This is a genomic window from Paracoccus sp. T5 (assembly GCF_048538155.2).
GTDB lineage: Bacteria > Pseudomonadota > Alphaproteobacteria > Rhodobacterales > Rhodobacteraceae > Paracoccus.
Genome location: NZ_CM135809.1, coordinates 968,701 through 987,188, shown reverse-complemented (window position 1 = coordinate 987,188; position 18,488 = coordinate 968,701). Strand labels below are relative to the sequence as shown.

19 protein-coding genes are annotated in these 18,488 nt (G+C 67.9%); 12 read left to right on the top strand and 7 right to left on the bottom strand.

Annotation, left to right across the window (positions count from 1 at the left end):
• Nucleotides 1-11: 11 nt before the first annotated feature.
• From ACNR9W_RS04935 to ACNR9W_RS04915, 5 genes are all read left to right on the top strand, one after another.
• Nucleotides 12-1,412 (top strand): helix-turn-helix domain-containing protein, encoded by a 1,401-nt coding sequence (locus ACNR9W_RS04935; protein ID WP_419271031.1) that lies wholly within the window; start codon nucleotides 12-14, stop codon nucleotides 1,410-1,412.
• A gap of 191 nt (nucleotides 1,413-1,603) precedes the next feature.
• Complete coding sequence (locus ACNR9W_RS04930) at nucleotides 1,604-2,881, top strand: DUF5930 domain-containing protein (RefSeq protein ID WP_419271033.1); 1,278 nt, start codon at nucleotides 1,604-1,606, stop codon at nucleotides 2,879-2,881.
• The gene (locus tag ACNR9W_RS04925; RefSeq protein WP_419271035.1) at nucleotides 2,871-3,368 is read left to right on the top strand and encodes a bactofilin family protein; all 498 of its coding nucleotides are present in this window, start codon (nucleotides 2,871-2,873) and stop codon (nucleotides 3,366-3,368) included. Before ACNR9W_RS04930 ends, ACNR9W_RS04925 begins: the two co-directional genes overlap by 11 nt.
• A gap of 143 nt (nucleotides 3,369-3,511) precedes the next feature.
• Nucleotides 3,512-4,366 (top strand): ureidoglycolate lyase, encoded by an 855-nt coding sequence (locus tag ACNR9W_RS04920; RefSeq protein ID WP_419271037.1) that lies wholly within the window; start codon nucleotides 3,512-3,514, stop codon nucleotides 4,364-4,366.
• A 4-nt stretch (nucleotides 4,367-4,370) separates the two neighbouring features.
• Nucleotides 4,371-5,090 carry an SDR family oxidoreductase gene (locus ACNR9W_RS04915; protein ID WP_419271039.1) on the top strand — a complete coding sequence of 240 codons (720 nt, stop codon included), beginning with the start codon at nucleotides 4,371-4,373 and terminating at the stop codon, nucleotides 5,088-5,090.
• Here ACNR9W_RS04915 and ACNR9W_RS04910 read toward each other — a convergent pair.
• From ACNR9W_RS04910 to ACNR9W_RS04895, 4 genes are all read right to left on the bottom strand, one after another.
• Nucleotides 5,087-5,872: a DUF2189 domain-containing protein gene (locus ACNR9W_RS04910; RefSeq protein ID WP_419271041.1), complete on the bottom strand. Its 786-nt coding sequence runs from the start codon at nucleotides 5,870-5,872 to the stop codon at nucleotides 5,087-5,089. The two genes, ACNR9W_RS04915 and ACNR9W_RS04910, sit on opposite strands and share 4 nt — an antisense overlap.
• Before the next feature lie 78 nt (nucleotides 5,873-5,950).
• On the bottom strand, nucleotides 5,951-6,442 hold the full coding sequence (gene coaD, locus ACNR9W_RS04905; protein ID WP_419271043.1) for a pantetheine-phosphate adenylyltransferase: 492 nt from the start codon (nucleotides 6,440-6,442) through the stop codon (nucleotides 5,951-5,953).
• Between the two features lie 87 nt (nucleotides 6,443-6,529).
• Complete coding sequence (locus tag ACNR9W_RS04900) at nucleotides 6,530-6,991, bottom strand: CBS domain-containing protein (protein ID WP_419271045.1); 462 nt, start codon at nucleotides 6,989-6,991, stop codon at nucleotides 6,530-6,532.
• 58 nt (nucleotides 6,992-7,049) lie between these two features.
• Nucleotides 7,050-7,961: a LysR family transcriptional regulator gene (locus ACNR9W_RS04895; protein WP_419271047.1), complete on the bottom strand. Its 912-nt coding sequence runs from the start codon at nucleotides 7,959-7,961 to the stop codon at nucleotides 7,050-7,052.
• A 101-nt stretch (nucleotides 7,962-8,062) separates the two neighbouring features.
• Between ACNR9W_RS04895 and ACNR9W_RS04890 the strand changes: the two genes are divergently transcribed.
• The 7 genes from ACNR9W_RS04890 to ACNR9W_RS04860 all read left to right on the top strand — a co-directional run bounded on the left by ACNR9W_RS04890 (nucleotide 8,063) and on the right by ACNR9W_RS04860 (nucleotide 14,732).
• Complete coding sequence (locus ACNR9W_RS04890) at nucleotides 8,063-9,562, top strand: CoA-acylating methylmalonate-semialdehyde dehydrogenase (RefSeq protein WP_419271049.1); 1,500 nt, start codon at nucleotides 8,063-8,065, stop codon at nucleotides 9,560-9,562.
• Nucleotides 9,563-9,669: 107 nt separating this feature from the next.
• Entirely contained in the window at nucleotides 9,670-10,800 is a 1,131-nt protein-coding gene (locus ACNR9W_RS04885; RefSeq protein WP_419271117.1) for a carboxylate-amine ligase, read from the top strand.
• A gap of 74 nt (nucleotides 10,801-10,874) precedes the next feature.
• The gene (locus tag ACNR9W_RS04880) at nucleotides 10,875-12,020 is read left to right on the top strand and encodes an acyl-CoA dehydrogenase family protein (RefSeq protein ID WP_419271051.1); all 1,146 of its coding nucleotides are present in this window, start codon (nucleotides 10,875-10,877) and stop codon (nucleotides 12,018-12,020) included.
• 2 nt (nucleotides 12,021-12,022) lie between these two features.
• Complete coding sequence (locus ACNR9W_RS04875) at nucleotides 12,023-13,030, top strand: enoyl-CoA hydratase/isomerase family protein (protein ID WP_419271053.1); 1,008 nt, start codon at nucleotides 12,023-12,025, stop codon at nucleotides 13,028-13,030.
• Complete coding sequence (gene mmsB / locus ACNR9W_RS04870; RefSeq protein ID WP_419271055.1) at nucleotides 13,027-13,911, top strand: 3-hydroxyisobutyrate dehydrogenase; 885 nt, start codon at nucleotides 13,027-13,029, stop codon at nucleotides 13,909-13,911. Before ACNR9W_RS04875 ends, mmsB begins: the two co-directional genes overlap by 4 nt.
• Before the next feature lie 77 nt (nucleotides 13,912-13,988).
• Complete coding sequence (locus ACNR9W_RS04865; protein ID WP_419271057.1) at nucleotides 13,989-14,294, top strand: hypothetical protein; 306 nt, start codon at nucleotides 13,989-13,991, stop codon at nucleotides 14,292-14,294.
• A 99-nt stretch (nucleotides 14,295-14,393) separates the two neighbouring features.
• Nucleotides 14,394-14,732: a hypothetical protein gene (locus ACNR9W_RS04860; RefSeq protein WP_419271059.1), complete on the top strand. Its 339-nt coding sequence runs from the start codon at nucleotides 14,394-14,396 to the stop codon at nucleotides 14,730-14,732.
• Here the strand turns inward: ACNR9W_RS04860 and recN are convergent.
• From recN to lpxC, 3 genes are all read right to left on the bottom strand, one after another.
• Nucleotides 14,729-16,375 (bottom strand): DNA repair protein RecN, encoded by a 1,647-nt coding sequence (gene recN / locus ACNR9W_RS04855; RefSeq protein ID WP_419271061.1) that lies wholly within the window; start codon nucleotides 16,373-16,375, stop codon nucleotides 14,729-14,731. The genes ACNR9W_RS04860 and recN overlap by 4 nt on opposite strands.
• Nucleotides 16,376-16,412: 37 nt before the next feature.
• On the bottom strand, nucleotides 16,413-17,261 hold the full coding sequence (locus ACNR9W_RS04850; protein ID WP_419271063.1) for an outer membrane protein assembly factor BamD: 849 nt from the start codon (nucleotides 17,259-17,261) through the stop codon (nucleotides 16,413-16,415).
• A 169-nt stretch (nucleotides 17,262-17,430) separates the two neighbouring features.
• Nucleotides 17,431-18,375: a UDP-3-O-acyl-N-acetylglucosamine deacetylase gene (lpxC, locus tag ACNR9W_RS04845; protein ID WP_419271065.1), complete on the bottom strand. Its 945-nt coding sequence runs from the start codon at nucleotides 18,373-18,375 to the stop codon at nucleotides 17,431-17,433.
• Between the last annotated feature and the right edge of the window lie 113 nt (nucleotides 18,376-18,488).

Here is an 18,488-nt window from a genome sequence, read left to right as displayed (position 1 = left end):
CGGAGCGGATCATGGCCACGCAAAAGATCTATGCCGGCAGCGCATTGCGCGAAACGCGGGCCCGCGCCGGCCTGACACAGCGCCGTTTCGCCGAATCCCTGGACGTCTCGCTGCCCTATCTGTCGCAGATGGAGAACAACCACCGGCCGATCAGCGCCGGCGTCCTGCTGCGGCTGGCGCAGGAATACGGCATCGACCTGACCACCCTGGCGGCGGGCGACGCACAGCGCATGGTCATCGACATGCAGGAGGCGCTGGCCGATCCCCTGTTCGACAGCACCCCGCCTTTGGCCGACCTGCGCCTGGCCGCAACCAATGCGCCGGTGCTGGCCCGCGCCTTCCTGGACCTCTATCGCGCCCATCGCGAAGGGCAGGAACGGCTGGCCGCGCTGGACGAGGCCATCGGCACCGCCGGTCAGAACGCCCTGACCACCCCCTGGGAGGAGGTGCGCGACTTTTTCCACTACTGCGACAACTACATCGACGCGGTGGACCGCGCGGCCGAACGGTTCGCCTGTCCCGACGGAGAGCGGGGCGACCTGTGGCAACGGGCGGTCGCCGCACTGGCGGCCAGCAACATCCATGTCCAGCTGACCGAGCTGCCGGCCAATTCGGTGTTCCGCCGCCAGGGCAACCAGCTGCTGGTGAATGCCGCCGCCGAGGCGCCCACCCGCCTGTTCCAGCTGCTGCACCTGGTCGCGCTGGAACGTCAGGGCGACCTGCTGGGCGCGACGCTGGACCTGGCGCGGTTTCGCAGCGCCACCGCGCGCGAGATCGCCCGGGTCGGCATGGCCAATTATTTCGCGGGGGCGGCGCTGATGCCCTATCGCCATTTCCTGGCTGCTGCCCGGGCCGAGCGGCACGACCTGGAACGGCTGTCCCACCTGTTCGGCGCCTCGCTGGAGCAGGTGGCGCATCGGCTGTCGACGATGCAACGGCCGGGCGCCAAGGGCGTGCCCTTCTTTTTCGTCCGTGTCGATCAGGCCGGCACGATCACCAAGCGCCATTCGGCCACGCGCCTGCAGTTCGCCCGCTTTGGCGGCGCCTGTCCGCTGTGGAACGTGCATCAGGCCTTTGAACAGCCGGGGCGGTTCCTGCGGCAGCTGGCCGAGACGCCGGACGGAGTGCGCTATCTGCTTTTGTCGCGGGACGTGTCGAAACATGCGGGCGCCTTCAACGCCCCGGTTCGCCGCTTTGCCATCGGCCTGGGGGTCGAGGTGACCCAGGCCGAGGGGATGGTCTATGCCGACGGGCTGGACCTGACCAAGCCGCGCGCCTTCGAGCCGATCGGCATCTCGTGCCGGATCTGCCCCCGCCCCGATTGCCACCAGCGGTCGGTCCCGCCGATCGACCGGCCCCTGCGCATCCCGTCCGACCGCGACGGGCCCCTGCCCTACCAGATCACCGGATAAGCAACGAAAACCCTCGTGAATTCGGCGAGAACTCGCCGAGCACGGCAAGGTTTCGCGCATGGGGCGAGTGGCTGCCCCTGCCCCTGTTGCCATGAAGGCACAGGTCATGTTTACCCGCACCTGAACGGAACCAAGCGCCATTCCGATACCCAAGGCGTGCCATTCAGGGGACAGTGCCCGCAATGACGGTCATGGATCGATTGAACGCTTCGCTTGGAAAATGGGTGCCTGAACAGCGCCTGTCCCTGCGGTCCGAAGACAGCACCCGTGTTCTGCGCCTTCGCCCCCTGACCCAAATCCTGGGACTTGGCGGCATGACCGTCATGTGCGGCTGGACGCTGGTCGCCAGCTCCTTTCTTGTCATCGACGCGGTCAGCGCGGGCGGGTCGCGCGACCAGGTCATGCGCGCCCAGGCCTCGTTCGAGGAGCGCCTGAACCAGCTGCAGGCCGAACGCGACGCCCGCGCGGCCGAGGCGCTGGCGGCCCAGAACCGCTTTGCCGTCGCGCTGGACCAGGTGTCGCAGATGCAGACGCAGCTGCTGAGCTCCGAGGAACGCCGTCGCGAGATGGAGGCCGGCATGGCCTCGGTCCAGGCCAGCCTGCGCGACGCGGTGGCCGATCGGGACGCTACCCTGGCCAGCACCGATGCCGCCGGGGACGCCGCCGACCGCAGCGGCGAGTTTTCGGTCGCCCTCGACATCCTGTCGGGCGAACTGCGCAGCGCCGCCGACCAGCGCGCCGAAGCCGTCCAGGAGGCCGAGGAGGCCCGCCTGACCGCCCAAGAGCTGCAGGTCGAGCGTGACCAGATCCTGGCCCGCAATGACGAGATCCTGACCCAGCTGGAGGATGCCGTCACCGTGTCGGTCGCGCCGCTGGACGACGTGTTCCGTTCGGTCGGCATGAACCCCGACGAGGTGCTGCGCACGATCCGCAGCGGCTATTCCGGCCAGGGTGGGCCGCTGACGCCCATGTCCTATTCGACCCGCGGCGATGCGGCGCTGAGCCAGGGTGAGACCAAGGCCCGCCAGATCATCGTCACGCTGGACCAGATGAACACCTATCGCATCGCGATCGAGAAGCTGCCGCTGGCCATGCCCGTCCGGCAGAGCTTTCGCTATACCTCGGGCTTCGGCCGCCGGTGGGGCCGCATGCATGAAGGCATCGACATGGCCGGGCCGGTGGGCACGCCGATCCATGCCACGGGCGACGGCGTCGTGACCTTTGCCGGGCGCAAGGGCGCCTATGGCAACCTGATCACGATCGAGCACGAACTGGGCACGGAAACGCGTTATGGCCACCTGAACCGCATCCGCGTGAAAGCGGGCCAAAGGGTGTCGCAAGGCGAGCGCATCGGTGATATGGGGAATACCGGACGCTCGACCGGGCCGCATCTTCACTATGAAGTTCGGATGAACGGTCGGGCCGTGGACCCGATGAGCTTCATCAAGGCAGCAGACAATGTTCAGTAAGACCCGTGTGACCGAGAACCGTCCCCAGCAGGCCCCCGCCCCCCAAGCCACCACGACCGAACCCGCCCCGATCGCCCTGCCCGAGCGCGGGTCCGAGGCGTCGGCTGCCACCTCCGCGCCGCGCGGCCGCACGACGCCTTCGGTCCTTTCGCCGGATCTGACGGTGGTCGGCAACATCAAGACGCAGGGCGACATCCAGGTCGAGGGCACGGTCGAGGGCGACATCCGCGCGCATCAGCTGACCATCGGCGAAACGGCGACCATCAAGGGCGAGATCGTGGGCGACGACGTGATCGTCCATGGTCGGGTCATCGGCCGGGTCCGCGGCCTCAAGGTGCGCCTGACCGCCACCGCACGGGTCGAGGGCGACATCATCCACAAGACCATCGCCATCGAATCGGGCGCCCATTTCGAAGGCTCGGTCCAGCGCCAGGAAGATCCGCTGAACAATGGCGGCACCAAGAAGCTGGCCGCCCCGGCCGAGTGATCGCCGCCGCATCTGCTGACCCGGCCCGCTTCGGCGGGCCTTTTTCATGGCCGGACCCCAACGCTTCCAGAAAATCGTTCCACGGGCTTCAAACTGCCCGCCCCCGGTGCAAGACTGCCGCAGCATTGCCAAGGGAGACTGCGATGAAGCTGCTGAGATACGGACCGGCCGGCCAGGAAAAGCCGGGCCTGCTGGATGCCGATGGCCGGGTCCGGGACCTGTCGGCGCAGCTGCCCGACCTTCGCGGCGACAGCCTCCTGCCGGAGGCCCTGGCACGGCTGGCGGCGCTGGATCCCCTGACCCTGCCGCTGGTGGCCGGTCAACCGCAACAGGACCTGCGGCTTGGCCCCTGCGTCGCGGGCGTCGGCAAGTTCATCGGCATCGGGCTGAACTATGCCGACCATGCCGCCGAATCCGGCATGGATGTCCCGTCGGAACCGGTGCTGTTCACCAAGTGGACCAGCTGCATCGCCGGACCCGATGACGACCTGCATCTGCCCGCAGGCTCCACCTCCACCGATTGGGAGGTGGAACTGGGCATCGTGATCGGCGCCGGCGGCCGCAACATCCCCGAGGCAGAGGCGCTGGACCGCGTCGCAGGCTATTGCGTCGTCAACGACATCAGCGAACGCGAATGGCAGACGCAGCGCGGCGGCACCTGGGACAAGGGCAAGGGACATGACGGCTTTGGCCCCATCGGCCCCTGGCTGGTCACGAGGGACGAGATCCCCGACCCCCAGGACCTGCGCCTGTGGCTGGAGCTGGACGGCACCATGCGCCAGGACGGCAGCACCCGCACCATGGTCTTTGGCGTGGCGGAACTGGTCAGCTACTGCTCTCGCTTCACGACGCTGGAACCGGGGGACCTGATCACCACCGGCACCCCGCCGGGCGTCGGCATGGGGCAGAAGCCGCCGGTCTACCTGCGCGGCGGACAGGTCATGCGGCTTGGCATCGACGGGCTGGGCCGCCAGACGCAGCGCGTCATCGGCGCCTGAGCCCATGGCGGGGTCGATCATCATCACCGGCGCAGGCAGCGGCATCGGCCGCGCCTGCGTGCAGCACTTTCTGGCGCAGGGCTGGGATGTGGGCCTGATCGGCCGCAACGCCGCCGCGCTGGAGGACAGCGCCCAAGGCCAGGGCCAGGCGCTGATCCTGCCCTGCGACGTCACCGACGATCATGCGGTCGACGCCGCCTTTGCCCAGGCCGTGATGCAATGGGGCCGGCTGGACGTGCTGTTCAACAATGCGGGCCAGGCGGCGCCCATCGCCGATCCGGACCGACTGTCCGCGCAGGTCTTTCGCGACGTGATCGCCGTCAACGTGACGGGAATGTTCCTCTGCGCGCGGGCGGCCTTTGCCGCGATGCGGGCGCAGTCGCCGCAGGGCGGGCGGATCATCAACAACGGCTCGGTTGCGGCGCATGTGCCACGGCCGGGCTCTGTCGCCTACACGACCTCGAAACATGCGGTGACGGGGCTGACGCGCAGCCTGTCGCTGGACGGGCGGGGGCTGAACATCGCCTGCGGGCAGATCGACATCGGCAATGCCGGGACCGAGCTGCTGCGCCAGGCCAGCGCCGGCAATCCCGAAGCCGAGCCGATGATCGATGTCCAGACGGTCGCCGAGGCGGTCTGGCACATGGCCACCCTGCCCCAGGGCGCCAACATGCAGTTCATGACCCTGATGGCGACCCAGATGCCCTTTATCGGGCGCGGCTAGTCCGCGTCCGGCATCACGCGGCGATAGAGGTGCCAGCTGGCATGCCCCAGCACCGGCAGCACGACGAATAGGCCCAGAAAGGCGGGCAGGATCGCCAGGAACAGCAGCCCCGCGATCAGCGCCGCCCAGACCGCCAGCACGCCTAGGTTCTGCAGCAGCGCCTGGACCGAGGCGATGATGGCGGTGATGAAGTCGACCTCGCGGTCCAGCAGCAGCGGCAGCCCGACGACGGTGAAGGCATAAAGCACCGCCGCGAAGGCGCCACCGACCAGGGTGCCGGTGATCAGCATCGCCAGGCCCCGCCCCTCGGTCAGCATCGCGGCCGAACTGGTGATATGGGTCAGCGAGGCCGTTCCCAGGAACAGCGCAAAGATCGTGTGCGCCACAAAGACCCAGAACATGAACAGCAGCAGGATCACCATGGCCATGGACGGCACCTGCCGGTCCTTTTGCGCGACGACCACGCCGATGACCCGCCGCCAGTCCAGGGGCAGCCCGGCTTCGATCCGGCGGCTGACTTCATAGAGGCCCACGGCGGCGAAAGGCGCGATCAGCGGAAAACCCAGCACAAAAGGGATCAGCCACCAGTCGCGGCCCAGGGCCATCGCCACCGCGGCGATGACCAGCCCACCCGCCACGTAGAAGGCCGAGAACAGCAGCCCGAAGGCCGGGGCACGACGGAAATCCTGCCAACCCAGGCGCAGCGCACCGGTCAGGTCGGACAGGCTCAGGATCGCGGCTTCGGGCAGGATGTCGGCGTCGGGCATGCCAGCTTGGGCCATGGATATCTCCCATGTCTTGCGCGCGCTCAGGGTCACGATATGCCATCAGGCGCGGGTCTGGCAACGAAAACCGAAGGGTCAGTCGAAGCGGCGCAGCAGGGCGTCGCAGACCGGGGGGCTGACGAATTTCGACACGTCACCCCCAAGCCGCGCGATCTCCTTGACCAGCTTCGAGGCAATGGCCTGCCGGCGCGCATCGGCCATCATGAAGACCGTCTCGATGCTGCTGTCCAGCGCGCGGTTCATCCCGACCATCTGGAACTCGTATTCGAAATCCGCGACCGCGCGCAGGCCGCGCACGATGATCGTGGCGCCCACGTCGCGGGCGCAGTCGATCAGCAGGTTCTCGAAGGGATGCACCAGGATCTCGCCGCCGGTGCGGGCGGCGATCGCGTCGCATTCGGCCTGCACCATCGACACGCGTTCTTCCAGGTTGAACAGCGGCCCCTTGTCGCGGTTGATCGCGACGCCGATCACCAGCCGGTCGACCAGCGCCATGGCGCGCTGGATGATGTCGATATGCCCCAGGGTGATGGGGTCGAAGGTGCCGGGATAGAGGCCGATGCGCATGAAGGTGCGTCCTTGATCAGGGTCTCGGCCTCAGGCAAAGCCCATTTGCCCCCGGATTGCAAGATTGCGGGCAGGTGCGACGATGCGTCAGCTTCCCATGATCATCCCGGTCAGCGCCTCCTTTTCGGCCGCCAGTTCCTTCAGGCGGCCGCTGACCGCGTCCCCGATCGAGATGACGCCCAGCATCAGACCCTGATCGTCCACCACGGGCATGTGGCGGAAGCGGCCTTCGGTCATGCGCTCCAGGATGGTCAGCGCGTCCTCTCCGGTGGTGCAGGTCTGGACGGCGCGGGTCATCACCTCGCCGATGGGCTGGGACAGGACCTTGATGCCGTTGCGGCCCAGCTGGCGCACGATGTCGCGTTCCGACAGGATGCCTTCGGGCCGCTTGCCGTCCGTGGACACGACGACCGCACCGATCCGCTGTTCGGCCAGCAGGACGGCGGCCTCGCCCAAGGTGGCGTCCGGACCGATGGTGACGATAGAATTGGCCTCGATCCCCGGCTTGCCGGAACCCGACTTCATCGACAGCAGCTGCTTGACCAGCATGATACGCCCCCCTTCGCGACTTTCTTCCCCTTCATCTTTTGCGGCGAAAGGGGCGCCGTCAAGCCCGACCATCGCCTGCCGGCGGCAGCAGCCCCTCCAGCCGGGCAACCTCGGCCCGGATGCCCCGTGCCAGGGCCTCGGCCAGCAGGGTCAACCGGCGCGAGGCGCGGTCGTCGGCATGCCGGATCATCCAGAAGCTGCGGCGCAGCGCGATGCTGTCGGCCAGCACCCGCCTGACGCCCGGAGCAAAGGGAATCGCGAAATCATGGACGATTCCCAAGCCCGCCCCCGCCCGCACCGCCTGCATCTGGACCGCCACCGAGTTCGAGCTGATCTGCGCGATCTCGACCCCGGTCGCCGACAGGTAGTCCAGTTCCCGATCAAAGATCATGTCGGGAATATAGCTGATCATGCGGTGCCCCTGCAGGTCGGCCAGGTCGCGCAGCGGGTGATGGCGCGCCAGGTAATCCTCATGGCCCGCCAGGTGCAGCTGATAATCCGTCAGCCGCTGCACGACCAGCCGGCCTGTGTCGGGGGGTGACACGGCAATGGCCATGTCGGCCTCGCGCCGGGTCAGGTTCACCACCCGCGGCAGGGCGACGATCTGAATCTCCAGCCCCGGATGGGCCTCGCAGAGGTCGCGCGCCACCTGCGGCAGCAGGTAATTGGCGCAACCGTCCGGCGCACCGATGCGCAGCTGGCCGGTGAGGCCCGCATCGGCGCGCACCCCCTCGGCCGCGGCCGCCGCCGCCTGTTCGGCCGCCTCGGCCGGGGCGACCAGCCGCGCCCCCTCGGCCGTCAGCTGGTACCCCTGCGGGGTCTTCAGGAACAGCGCCGCCCCCACGGCACCCTCCAGCCGCGCCACCCGCCGCCCGACGGTCGAGGCGTCCATGGCCAGCCTGCGCCCCGCCGCCGACAGGCTCTCTGCCCGGGCGACCGCCAGAAAGATGCGCAGATCGTCCCAGTCCATCGCCGCCCTTTGCAGAAATGCAAAACCCTTTTGCCAACCTGCCCCTTTATCCCGCAATTCCGCAAGACTAACCTGCGCCCAACCAAGCACAGGAGGATGCCATGAAAGAGATTCATCACTGGATCGACGGCAAGGAAACCAAGGGCACGTCGGGCCGCTTTGCCGATGTGTTCAACCCGGCGACCGGCGAGGTTCAGGCCCGCCTGTCGCTGGCCACCAAGGCCGAGCTGGACCACGCTGTCGAACGCGCGGCCGAGGCGCAGGTGAAATGGGGCGCGACCAACCCGCAGCGCCGCGCCCGCGTGATGATGGAATTCGTGCGCCTCATCAACCGCGACATGGACAAGCTGGCCGAGGTGCTGTCCAGCGAACATGGCAAGACCTTCCCGGATGCAAAGGGCGACATCCAGCGCGGGCTGGAGGTGATCGAGTTCTGCATCGGCGCGCCGCATCTGCTGAAGGGGGAATTCACCGACAGCGCCGGTCCCGGCATCGACATGTATTCCATGCGCCAGCCGCTTGGCGTGGTCGCGGGCATCACGCCCTTCAACTTTCCGGCCATGATCCCGCTGTGGAAGATGGGCCCCGCGCTGGCCTGCGGCAATGCGATGATCCTCAAGCCCTCGGAACGCGACCCGTCCGTGCCGCTGATGCTGGCGCAGCTGCTGCAGGAGGCGGGCCTGCCGGACGGCGTCATGCAGGTGGTGAACGGCGACAAGGACTGCGTGGACGCGATCCTGGACAATCCGGTGATCCAGGCGGTGGGCTTTGTCGGGTCCACCCCGATCGCGCAGTACATCTATGAACGCGCCGCCCAGAACGGCAAGCGCGCACAGTGCTTTGGCGGCGCCAAGAACCACATGATCATCATGCCCGACGCCGACCTGGACCAAGCCGCCGACGCGCTGGTCGGTGCGGGCTACGGTGCGGCGGGCGAACGCTGCATGGCCATTTCCGTCGCGGTGCCGGTGGGCGAGAAGACTGCCGATGCGCTGATCGAAAAGCTGGTCCCGCGGATCGAAAAGCTGAAGGTCGGTCCCTGGACCGCCGGCGACGACATTGACTACGGCCCCGTTGTCACCAAGGCCGCCAAGGAGAACATCCTGCGCCTGGTGCAGTCGGGGGTGGACCAGGGCGCCGAGCTGGTCGTCGACGGCCGCGACTTCAACCTGCAGGGCTATGAGGACGGCTTCTTCGTGGGGCCGCACCTCTTCGACCGCGTGACGCCCGACATGGACATCTACAGGACCGAGATCTTCGGCCCCGTCCTGACCACCGTCCGCGCCGCCAGCTACGAGGAGGCGATCGGCTTGGCGATGGACCACGAATACGGCAACGGCACCGCGATCTATACCCGCGACGGCGACACGGCCCGTGACTTCGCCAGCCGCATCAATATCGGCATGGTGGGCATCAACGTGCCGATCCCGGTGCCGCTGGCCTATCACACCTTCGGCGGGTGGAAGAAATCGGGCTTTGGCGACCTGAACCAGCACGGCCCGGACGCGTTCCGCTTTTATACGCGCACCAAGACCGTGACCGCGCGCTGGCCCTCGGGCATCAAGGAAGGCGGAGAGTTCAACTTCAAGGCGATGGAGTGATCCATCTCTCCTGAAGGGAGGGCCGGGGGGCTGGCCCCCCGGTCGTCGCGGGACGCAAGCCTTCCCGACCCCGGCGCATCAGGTCACGGCCCGCAGGATGGACCATGATGACGACCGAACCCGACTTTACCCTGGGCATCGAGGAGGAATATCTTCTTGTCGATGCCGAAACCGGGCAGCTGGCCCAGGCACCCGATGCGCTGATGAGGGCCTGCAAGTCCGATCTGGGCGACCAGGTCAGCCCCGAATTCCTGCGCTGCCAGATCGAGATCGGCACGCCTGTCTCGGCCAATATCCGCGAGGCCCGCGACCACCTGCGCAACCTGCGCGGCACCGTCGCCCGCCATGCCGCCGACCATGGGCTGGCGCCCATTTCTGCCTCCTGCCACCCCTTCGCGGACTGGCGCGACCAAGACCACACCGACAAAGACCGCTACAACCAGCTGTCGCGCGACATGGGCGGCGTGGCGCGGCGAATGCTGATCTGCGGCATGCATGTCCATGTGGGCATCCCCGATCCCGCGGCGCGCATCGACCTGATGAACCAGCTGTCCTATTTCTTGCCGCATCTTCTGGCGCTGTCAGCCTCCAGCCCCTTCTGGATGGCCGAGGACACGGGCCTCGCCTCCTATCGCACGACGGTCTTTGGGGACATGCCCCGCACCGGCCTGCCCCCCTACATGAACAGCTGGTCCGAGTTTGAACGCTCGGTGGGCGCCCTGACCGACCTGGGCATCATTGAGGACAGCAGCAAGATCTGGTGGGACCTGCGCCCCAGCAACAAGTTCCCGACGCTGGAAACCCGCATCTGCGACGCCTGCCCCGGCATCGAGAATGCCGTCACCTTGGCCGCGCTGATCCAGGCGACGCTGCGGATGCTGTGGCGCCTGTCGCGCCGCAACCAGCGCTGGCGGCAATATGACAGCTTTCTGCTGGGCGAGAACCGCTGGCGTGCCGCCCGCTATGGCACGACCGAGGGGCAGATCGATTTCGGCGCCGGCGCGATCATCCCCTTTGCCCAGATCGCCGAAGACTGGCTGGCGCTGATCGCCGAGGATGCCGATGCCCTGGACAGCCAGCCGGCCGTCGCCCGCCTGCGCGGGATGGTGGCCGAGGGAACCTCGGCCGAGACGCAGCGCGCCGTCGCGGCGCAGGCCCGTGCCCAGGGCGCCGATGAACGCGAGGCCCTGCGCGCCGTGACCCGCCATTTGATCGAGGAGTTTCGCCGCGACCTGTGAACCCTTGCAACATTGTCGCAACATCTGCCAATTAAACGCATGTTCAATTCGCGCAGCTCTGGGAGGGACGCCGCATGGATTTCGCACTGACCGAGGAACAGCAGGCCATCTTCGACATGGCCCGTGATTTCGGCCAAGCCCGCATCGCGCCGCATGCCCGCACCTGGGAGGCCGACGGCACCATCCCCCGCGACCTGTGGCCCGAGGTGGCCGAGCTGGGCCTGGGCGGGATCTATGTGAGCGAGGATCACGGCGGCACCGGGCTCAGCCGGCTGGACGCCACGCTGGTCTTCGAGGCGCTGTCGATGGCCTGCCCCTCGGTCGCCTCTTTCCTGTCGATCCACAACATGTGCGGGGGCATGATCGACAAGTTCGGATCGGCAGAGACCAAGGAACGCTGGCTGCCGGGCCTGTGCCGGATGGAGCGGATCTTCAGCTATTGCCTGACCGAGCCCGGCAGCGGCTCGGACGCGGCGGCCCTGCGGACGCGCGCCGACAGCAGCGACCAGGGCTGGCGGTTGAACGGCACCAAGGCCTTCATCTCGGGCGGGGGCTATTCCGACGCCTATATCGTCATGGTCCGCACCGGTGAGGAAGGTCCCAAGGGGATCAGCACCGTCATCGTCGAGGACGGCACGCCGGGCCTGTCTTTTGGCGGGCTGGAGGACAAGATGGGCTGGCGGTCCCAGCCCACGGCCCAGGTCCAGTTCGACGATTGCGTGATCCCCGGCTCGAACCTGCTGGGAGAGGAGGGGCGCGGCTTTTCCTATGCCATGGCCGGCCTGGACGGCGGGCGCCTGAACATCGCGGCGGCGGCCCTGGGCGGCGCGCAGGCGGCGCTGGACGCGACGCTGACCTACATGGGCGAAAGGCGGGCCTTCGGCAAGTCGCTGGACCAGTTCCAGGCCCTGCAGTTCCGCCTGGCCGAGATGGAGACCGCCCTGCAGTCCAGCCGGATCTTCCTGCGCCAGGCCGCATGGAAGCTGGACCAGGGCGCGCCCGATGCCAGCAAGTTCTGCGCCATGGCCAAGCTTCACGTCACCGACCGCGCCTTCGAGGTGGCCAACCAGTGCCTTCAGCTGCATGGTGGCTATGGCTATCTTGCCGATTACGGGATCGAGAAGATCGTGCGCGACCTGCGCGTGCATCAGATCCTTGAAGGCACGAACGAGATCATGCGGCTGATCGTCAGCCGCGCGCTTCTGGCCGAACGGGGGTAAGCTTGGACGACCTGCACATCCGCATCACCGGCCATGCCGGCCGCATCACCTTCGCCCGGCCCAAGGCGCTGAACGCCCTCAGCCACCCGATGGCGCTGGCGATGCACCAGGCGCTGCTGGACTGGAAGGACGATCCGCGGGTCGCGCTGGTCATCATCGATGCCGAGGGCGACCGCGCCTTCTGCGCGGGCGGCGACATCGCGGCGGTCTATCACGCAGGCCGCGCGGGCGATCACCAGCTGGGGCGCACCTTCTTTCGCGACGAATACCGGCTGAACGCGGCGATCGCCGATTACCCGAAACCGATCGTGGCCTTTATGCAGGGCTTCGTCATGGGCGGCGGCGTGGGGGTCGGCGGCCATGCCAGCCACCGCATCGTAGGCGACACGACGCGGATCGCCATGCCCGAAAGCGGCATCGGCCTGATCCCGGACGTGGGCGGCACATGGCTGTTGTCCCGCGCGCCGGGACGTATCGGCGAATACCTGGCGCTGACCGGCGCGCGGATGGAGGCCGGCGACGCGATCCATGCGGGCTTTGCCGACATCTACCTGCCCGAGGCGCAGTGGCCCGAGCTGATCGCCCGGCTGGAGGAGACGGGCGACACCGCCCTGATCCGCGGCAAGCGCCCGCCCGAGGCGCCCCTGGCCGGGCGCGACCTGTCGGCCTTTGGCGGCCGCCACCTGAGCGACATCATCGAGGCGCTGGAAAAGGCGCGCGAGGACGAGATCCTGGCCACGCTGCGCCGCAACTCGCCCCTCTCCATGGCGGCGGGGCTGGTGATGGTGCGGGCAGCGCGGGGCGACACGCGGATGCAGCAGGCGCTGAGCCGCGAATATCGCTTCACCGCCCGCGCCACGGCCGAATCGGATTTCCTGGAAGGCGTGCGGGCGCAGATCATCGACAAGGACCGCCAGCCCGCCTGGCAGGCCGAACCGTCGGCCGAGAGAGTGCAGGCGCTGCTGGCCCCGCTGGAAGAGGACGAATTGCTGTGGGAGGATGCGCAATGAAGATCGGGTTCATCGGGCTGGGCAACATGGGCGCGCCCATGGCCGCCAATCTGGCTGCGGCCGGACATCAGGTGACGGGTTTCGACACTGCCGCCCCCGAGCCCGAGGGGGTCATCGCCGCCGCCAGCGCGGCCGAGGCGGCGCGGGACGCAGATGTCGTCATCACCATGCTGCCCAACGGACAGATCCTGCGCAGTGTCGCGGCCCAGGTCATTCCCGCCATGCCGGCGGGGGCGGTCTTCTGCGACTGCTCGACGGTCGATGTGGACAGCGCCCGCGCGGTTGCCGAACAGGCCCGCGCCGCCGGACTGGGCGCGCTGGATGCACCGGTGTCGGGTGGCATCGGTGGCGCGCAGGCTGGCACGCTGACCTTCATGGTCGGCGGCGCCGATGCCGATTTCGCCCGCGTCGCCCCGCTTTTCGGGGTGATGGGCCAGAAGGCCGTGCATTGCGGCGACAGCGGCGCCGGCCAGGCTGCCAAGATCTGCAACAACATGATCCTGGGCGTCACGATGATCGCCACCTGCGAGGCCTTTGCCCTGGCCGACAGGCTGGGCCTTGACCGGCAAAAGATGTTCGACGTCGTCTCGACCAGCTCGGGCTACAGCTGGAGCATGAACGCCTATTGTCCGGCGCCGGGGGTGGGCCCGGTCTCGCCCGCCGACAATGGATACAAGCCGGGCTTCGCCTCCGAACTGATGCTGAAGGACCTGAACCTGTCGCAACAGGCCGCCCGTTCGGCCGGGGCCGAGACCCCGATGGGTGCGCTGGCCCGGCAGCTTTATGAGGACTTCGTGGAGCGCGAGGACGGCAAGGGCCGTGACTTTTCGGCCATGCTGCCCCGCTTTGCCGGGAATATGCGTCAGATCGGGGAGGCGTAGCCCGAAGGATAGGTAGAATTATTAATCTTTTCCGTGGTCTGATCAACCCGACTGCAGCCAGAAGACAGGACGGGCGGATGACCAGGCGGCGCGGAATCCAGGCGGGCACGATGGCAGCCTGCCTCTGGCTGGCCCTCGCCACGATGACCTCGGGCCAGATCGAGGCGAATGGCCTGTCCCTCGAACCCATGGCGGTACCGGTCGTGGGCGACACGCCGCAGCCCGGCCAGATCCGCCTGATCGAGAACCTTGGAGCCTTCGGCCTAGGCCCCAACCTGCCGGGCAGCCGGTATGCGGTCGTGGCCCAACACTTGGTGCGCATCGATGCCGCCAGCGGGCAAATCCTGTCGATCCTGCGCCCCTTGCCCGGGCCCAACAGGTAGCAGTGTGGCGTTGCGGCACCGCCACGGGGCAGATGTGCAACTTTTCGGGAACCTGTCTGCCGAACCGAGGTTGAGCCCTACAACTATTTGGGAATTCCGATGACGCTGCTGCACCCCTTTGCCGCCGCGGCGGCGGGTCTGGTGCTTGGAGTCACCGCACTGACCGCCGCCCATGAACCCGAGGCCATGACAGGCCCGGTCCTGGCTCCGCGCTGCGAGGCCGATCGCCTCTGCGGCCCCAGCCTGCCCAGCTTTCGGGTGGGCGACATCGCCTTGACCGAACACCTTCACCTGATCTCGCGTCCCGGCCTCTATGGCCTCTCCACCCCTCCCCGCGGAGAGCTTTATGCAGTGATGGATGGGCAAATCGTGCGCATCCATGCGGATACGGCGCAGGTGCGCTCAATCCTGCGCATGGCTCCGCAGATCCTGGACTAGCCGTCCAGCAGGGCGCGCGCGGCCTCGGTCGCGGCATCCGTGACCCGATCCCCGGCCAGCATCCGCGCGATCTCATCGACCCGCTGAGGGTCGGACAGGGCGGTCACGTTGGAGGTCGTCATGCCGTCGCAGACGCTTTTCGCGACCCTGAAATGCGCCGCGCCGAGGGCCGCCACCTGCGGCGAATGCGTGATGACAAGGACCTGTGCCCCCTCCGCCAGTGCCTTCAGCCGCCGCCCCACCGCATCGGCCGTCGCACCGCCCACGCCGCGGTCGATCTCGTCGAAGATCATGACCAGCGCATCATTGCCCCGTGCCAGACACACCTTCAAAGCCAGCAGAAAGCGCGACAGCTCACCCCCCGAGGCGATCTTGTCCAAGGGACCCGACGGCGCCCCCGGGTTCGTGGCAACCGTGAAGGCGACGGCATCGCGGCCCTCGGGCCCCGGCTCGCCGGGTGCCACGACCGTGGTGAAGACCGCCCGCTCCATCTTCAGCGGGGCCAGTTCCGCCATGACGGCACGATCCAGGCGCAGCGCGGCCTTCTGCCGGGCCGCCGTCATCTTTTCCGCGGCGGCATCATAGGCGGCCTCGGCGTCGCGGGCAGCGGCGCGCAAGGTGCCCATCTGCGCCTCACCGGCATCCAGCCGCTCCAGCCGGCCGCGCAGCGCATCCGCCAATCCCGGCAGATCGTCGGGCAGCACGTCATGTTTCCGCGCCAGCGCCCGCAGGGCAAAGAGCCGCTCTTCGGTCGTCTCCAGGGCATGAGGATCGAAATCCAGCGCCGACAGTGCATCCTCGACGCCCTGCGTCGCCTCGCCCAGTTCGATCAAGGCGCGCGACAGGGCGGCCAGCGGCTTGTCCAGCCGGCCTTCGGCCCGGTCCGATGCCCCCTCCAGCCAGCGGGCGGCATCCACCATCGCGCCCTCGGCCCCCTCGCCGCCCAGCATCTGCAAGGCGCGGGCCACGTCGTCACGGATGCGCTCAGCCCCCTGCATGGCGCGGCGGGCAATGTCCAGCCGCTGTTCCTCGCCCGGCTCCGGGGACAGCTTGTCCAGTTCGGCCACCGCGTGGCGCAGGAACTCCTCTTCCTTGCGCGCCGCCTCCAGGCCGGCCTCGGCCTCGGCCAGCACCCGGGCGGCCTCGCGACGGGCGGCCCAGGCCTGCCGCAGCGGCATCATGTTCAGGGCGGCAAAGGCATCCAGAAGCGTCCGGTGGCCGCGCGGGTTCAGCAGGCCGCGGTCGTCGTGCTGGCCGTGCAGTTCCACCAGGACCTCGGACAGCTGCCGCAGCACCTCGCCCGAGACGCGGCGGTCGTTGACCCAGCCCGTCTTGCGCCCGTCCAGCGCATTCACCCGCCGCAGGATCAGCTCGTCATCGTCGATGCTGATGCCGGCATCCGCCAGCACCGCCCGTGCGGGATGGGTTTCGGGCAGGTCGAAGACCGCCTGCACCTCGCCCTGCGCAGCGCCCTGGCGCACGAGGTCGGCCCGGCTGCGCCAGCCCAGCACGAAGCCTAGGCAGTCCAGCAGGATCGACTTGCCCGCGCCGGTCTCGCCGGTCAGGACGTTCAGGCCCGGTCCGAAGCTCAGCTCCAGCCGGTCGATCAGCAGCATGTCACGGATGTCGAGGCTTCTCAGCATGTGGCCGATGGATGCGCTTGCGCGCACCGCTTCTCCCTTACAGCCAGCGCCCCTGAATGGTCTGGCGATAGATATTGGTCAGCCAGCTGTTCCCCCGCGCCTCGGCAGCCAGGCCTCGGCCGCGCAGCTGGCGGAAGGCGTCATCGTAGAAGGGCGAGGACTGGAAGTTGTGCCCCAGGATCGCACCGGCCGTCTGCGCCTCGTCCAGCAGGCCCAGGGCCAGATAGGCCTCGACCAGCCGCAGCAGCGCCTCGGGCGTCTGGGTGGTGGTCTGGAATTCCTCAACCACGACACGGAACCGGTTCACCGCGGCGGTATAATGCCCGCGCTTGAGGTAGAAGCGCCCGATCTCCATTTCCTTGGCGGCCAAGTGGTCGAAGGCCAGGTCGAACTTCAGGATCGCGCTGCGGGCATATTCGCTGTCGGGATATTGTTCGATTACCGTGCGCAGCCCCTGCAGGGCCTGGAAGGTCAGGCCCTGGTCGCGGCCGACATCGTCGATCTGGTCGTAATAGGAGAGGGCCAGCAGATACTGCGCATAGGCCGCATCCTCGTCGCCCGGATAGGTATCCAGGAACCGCTGCGCCGCGCCCCGAGCCTCCTCATAGTTCTTGGCCTTGTGGTTGCCATAGGCCTGCATGATCAGCGCCCGCTTGGCCCATTCCGAATAGGGGTAAAGCCGCTCGATCTCGCTGAAATAGAAGACGGCATCGGCCGGGCGGCGGCTGTTTTCCAGCTCGAATTCGCCGCGCTTGTAGATTTCCTCGGCGGTGAACTGGTCCAGGTTCTGCCGCAGGGCAGCGTCGCGGCTGCCCGAGCAACCCGTCAGGACCAGGCCCGCCAGCACCGCAGCCATCACCGAAGCCGAGATTTTCGAGCGCGCCATCTTTACCCTGCCCCACGATTCTGCCTTGCGGCTGCCCCCGCGGGGGCAGCGCTGCCGGCACCTCCTAGCACAGAACATCAGGGGGCGCAAAATGGCAATCCGTTGAATTCCGCCCGGCTTTCCCCCAAGGAAGCCGCAAGAGCACGCGCGCAAAAACCCGCCAAGGGCGTTATTCGGCCGCGACCGACAGGGCAGCGGCAAAGCCCGGGCGCGGGCCATATTCCGCCACGCCCGCACCGGGCAGGCGGTCTTCCAGCGCCGGGCTGCACAGTTCCCAAGTCCAGGCATCGGGCTGGGCGAACAGGGCGCGCAGCAGGCGGTTGGTCATCGCATGACCGGCGCGGTGGCCCGTATAGCGCGCCAGAAGCGGCGCCCCGGCCAAGGCCAGGTCGCCCGTCGCATCCAGCATCTTGTGGCGTACGGCCTCGTCACTGTGGCGCAGGCCACCCGGGGTCAGCACGCGGGCGCCGTCGACGACGACCGCGTTCAGATAGGTCCCGCCCAAGGCCAGACCGTTGCGGCGCATGGTTTCCACGTCGGCGGCACGGCAGAAGGTGCGGCTGTCCGCCAGTTCGCGCAGGAAGGCGCCATTGGCCATGTCGAGGCGCTTTTCCTGATGCCCGATCGCGGCATCGGTGAAGTCGATCTGGAAGTCGATCTCCAAGTGGTCGGCCGGCGACAGCCGCGCGAAGGCCTCGCCCTCGCGCACCTCGACCGGGCGCAGCACCCGGATCGCGCGCAGCGGGGCGGTCTGACGGGCGATGCCGACCTCCAGGATGCCCTCGACGAAGGGTGCGGCCGAACCGTCCAGAATCGGGATCTCGGGGCCGTCCACGGTCACCAACGCATTGTGGATGCCGGTCCCGGCCAGCGCGGCCATGACATGTTCGATCGTCGACAGGGTGACGCCAGCCCCGTTGTCCAGCAGCGTGCACAGCTTGGACGGCGTGACGTGGTCCCACAGCGCCGGCAGGTCAACGGCGGGGGTCAGGTCGGTCCGGCGGAAGACGATGCCATGACCTGCGGGCGCGGGATGGATCTCAAGCCGGGTCGCGGCGCCGGAGTGCAGCCCCACACCCGTGAATGTCACCTTGTCTTTCAGCGTCGCCTGCATGATCTGCCTGCCCTCGGGATTCGTGCCGCCGGGATGTCCGGCTTCTTGTCCCAGCAGCTAGTTTCTGATGGCCGGGCGTTCAATTAACGTTTTGTAACGGGGTGAAACATTCA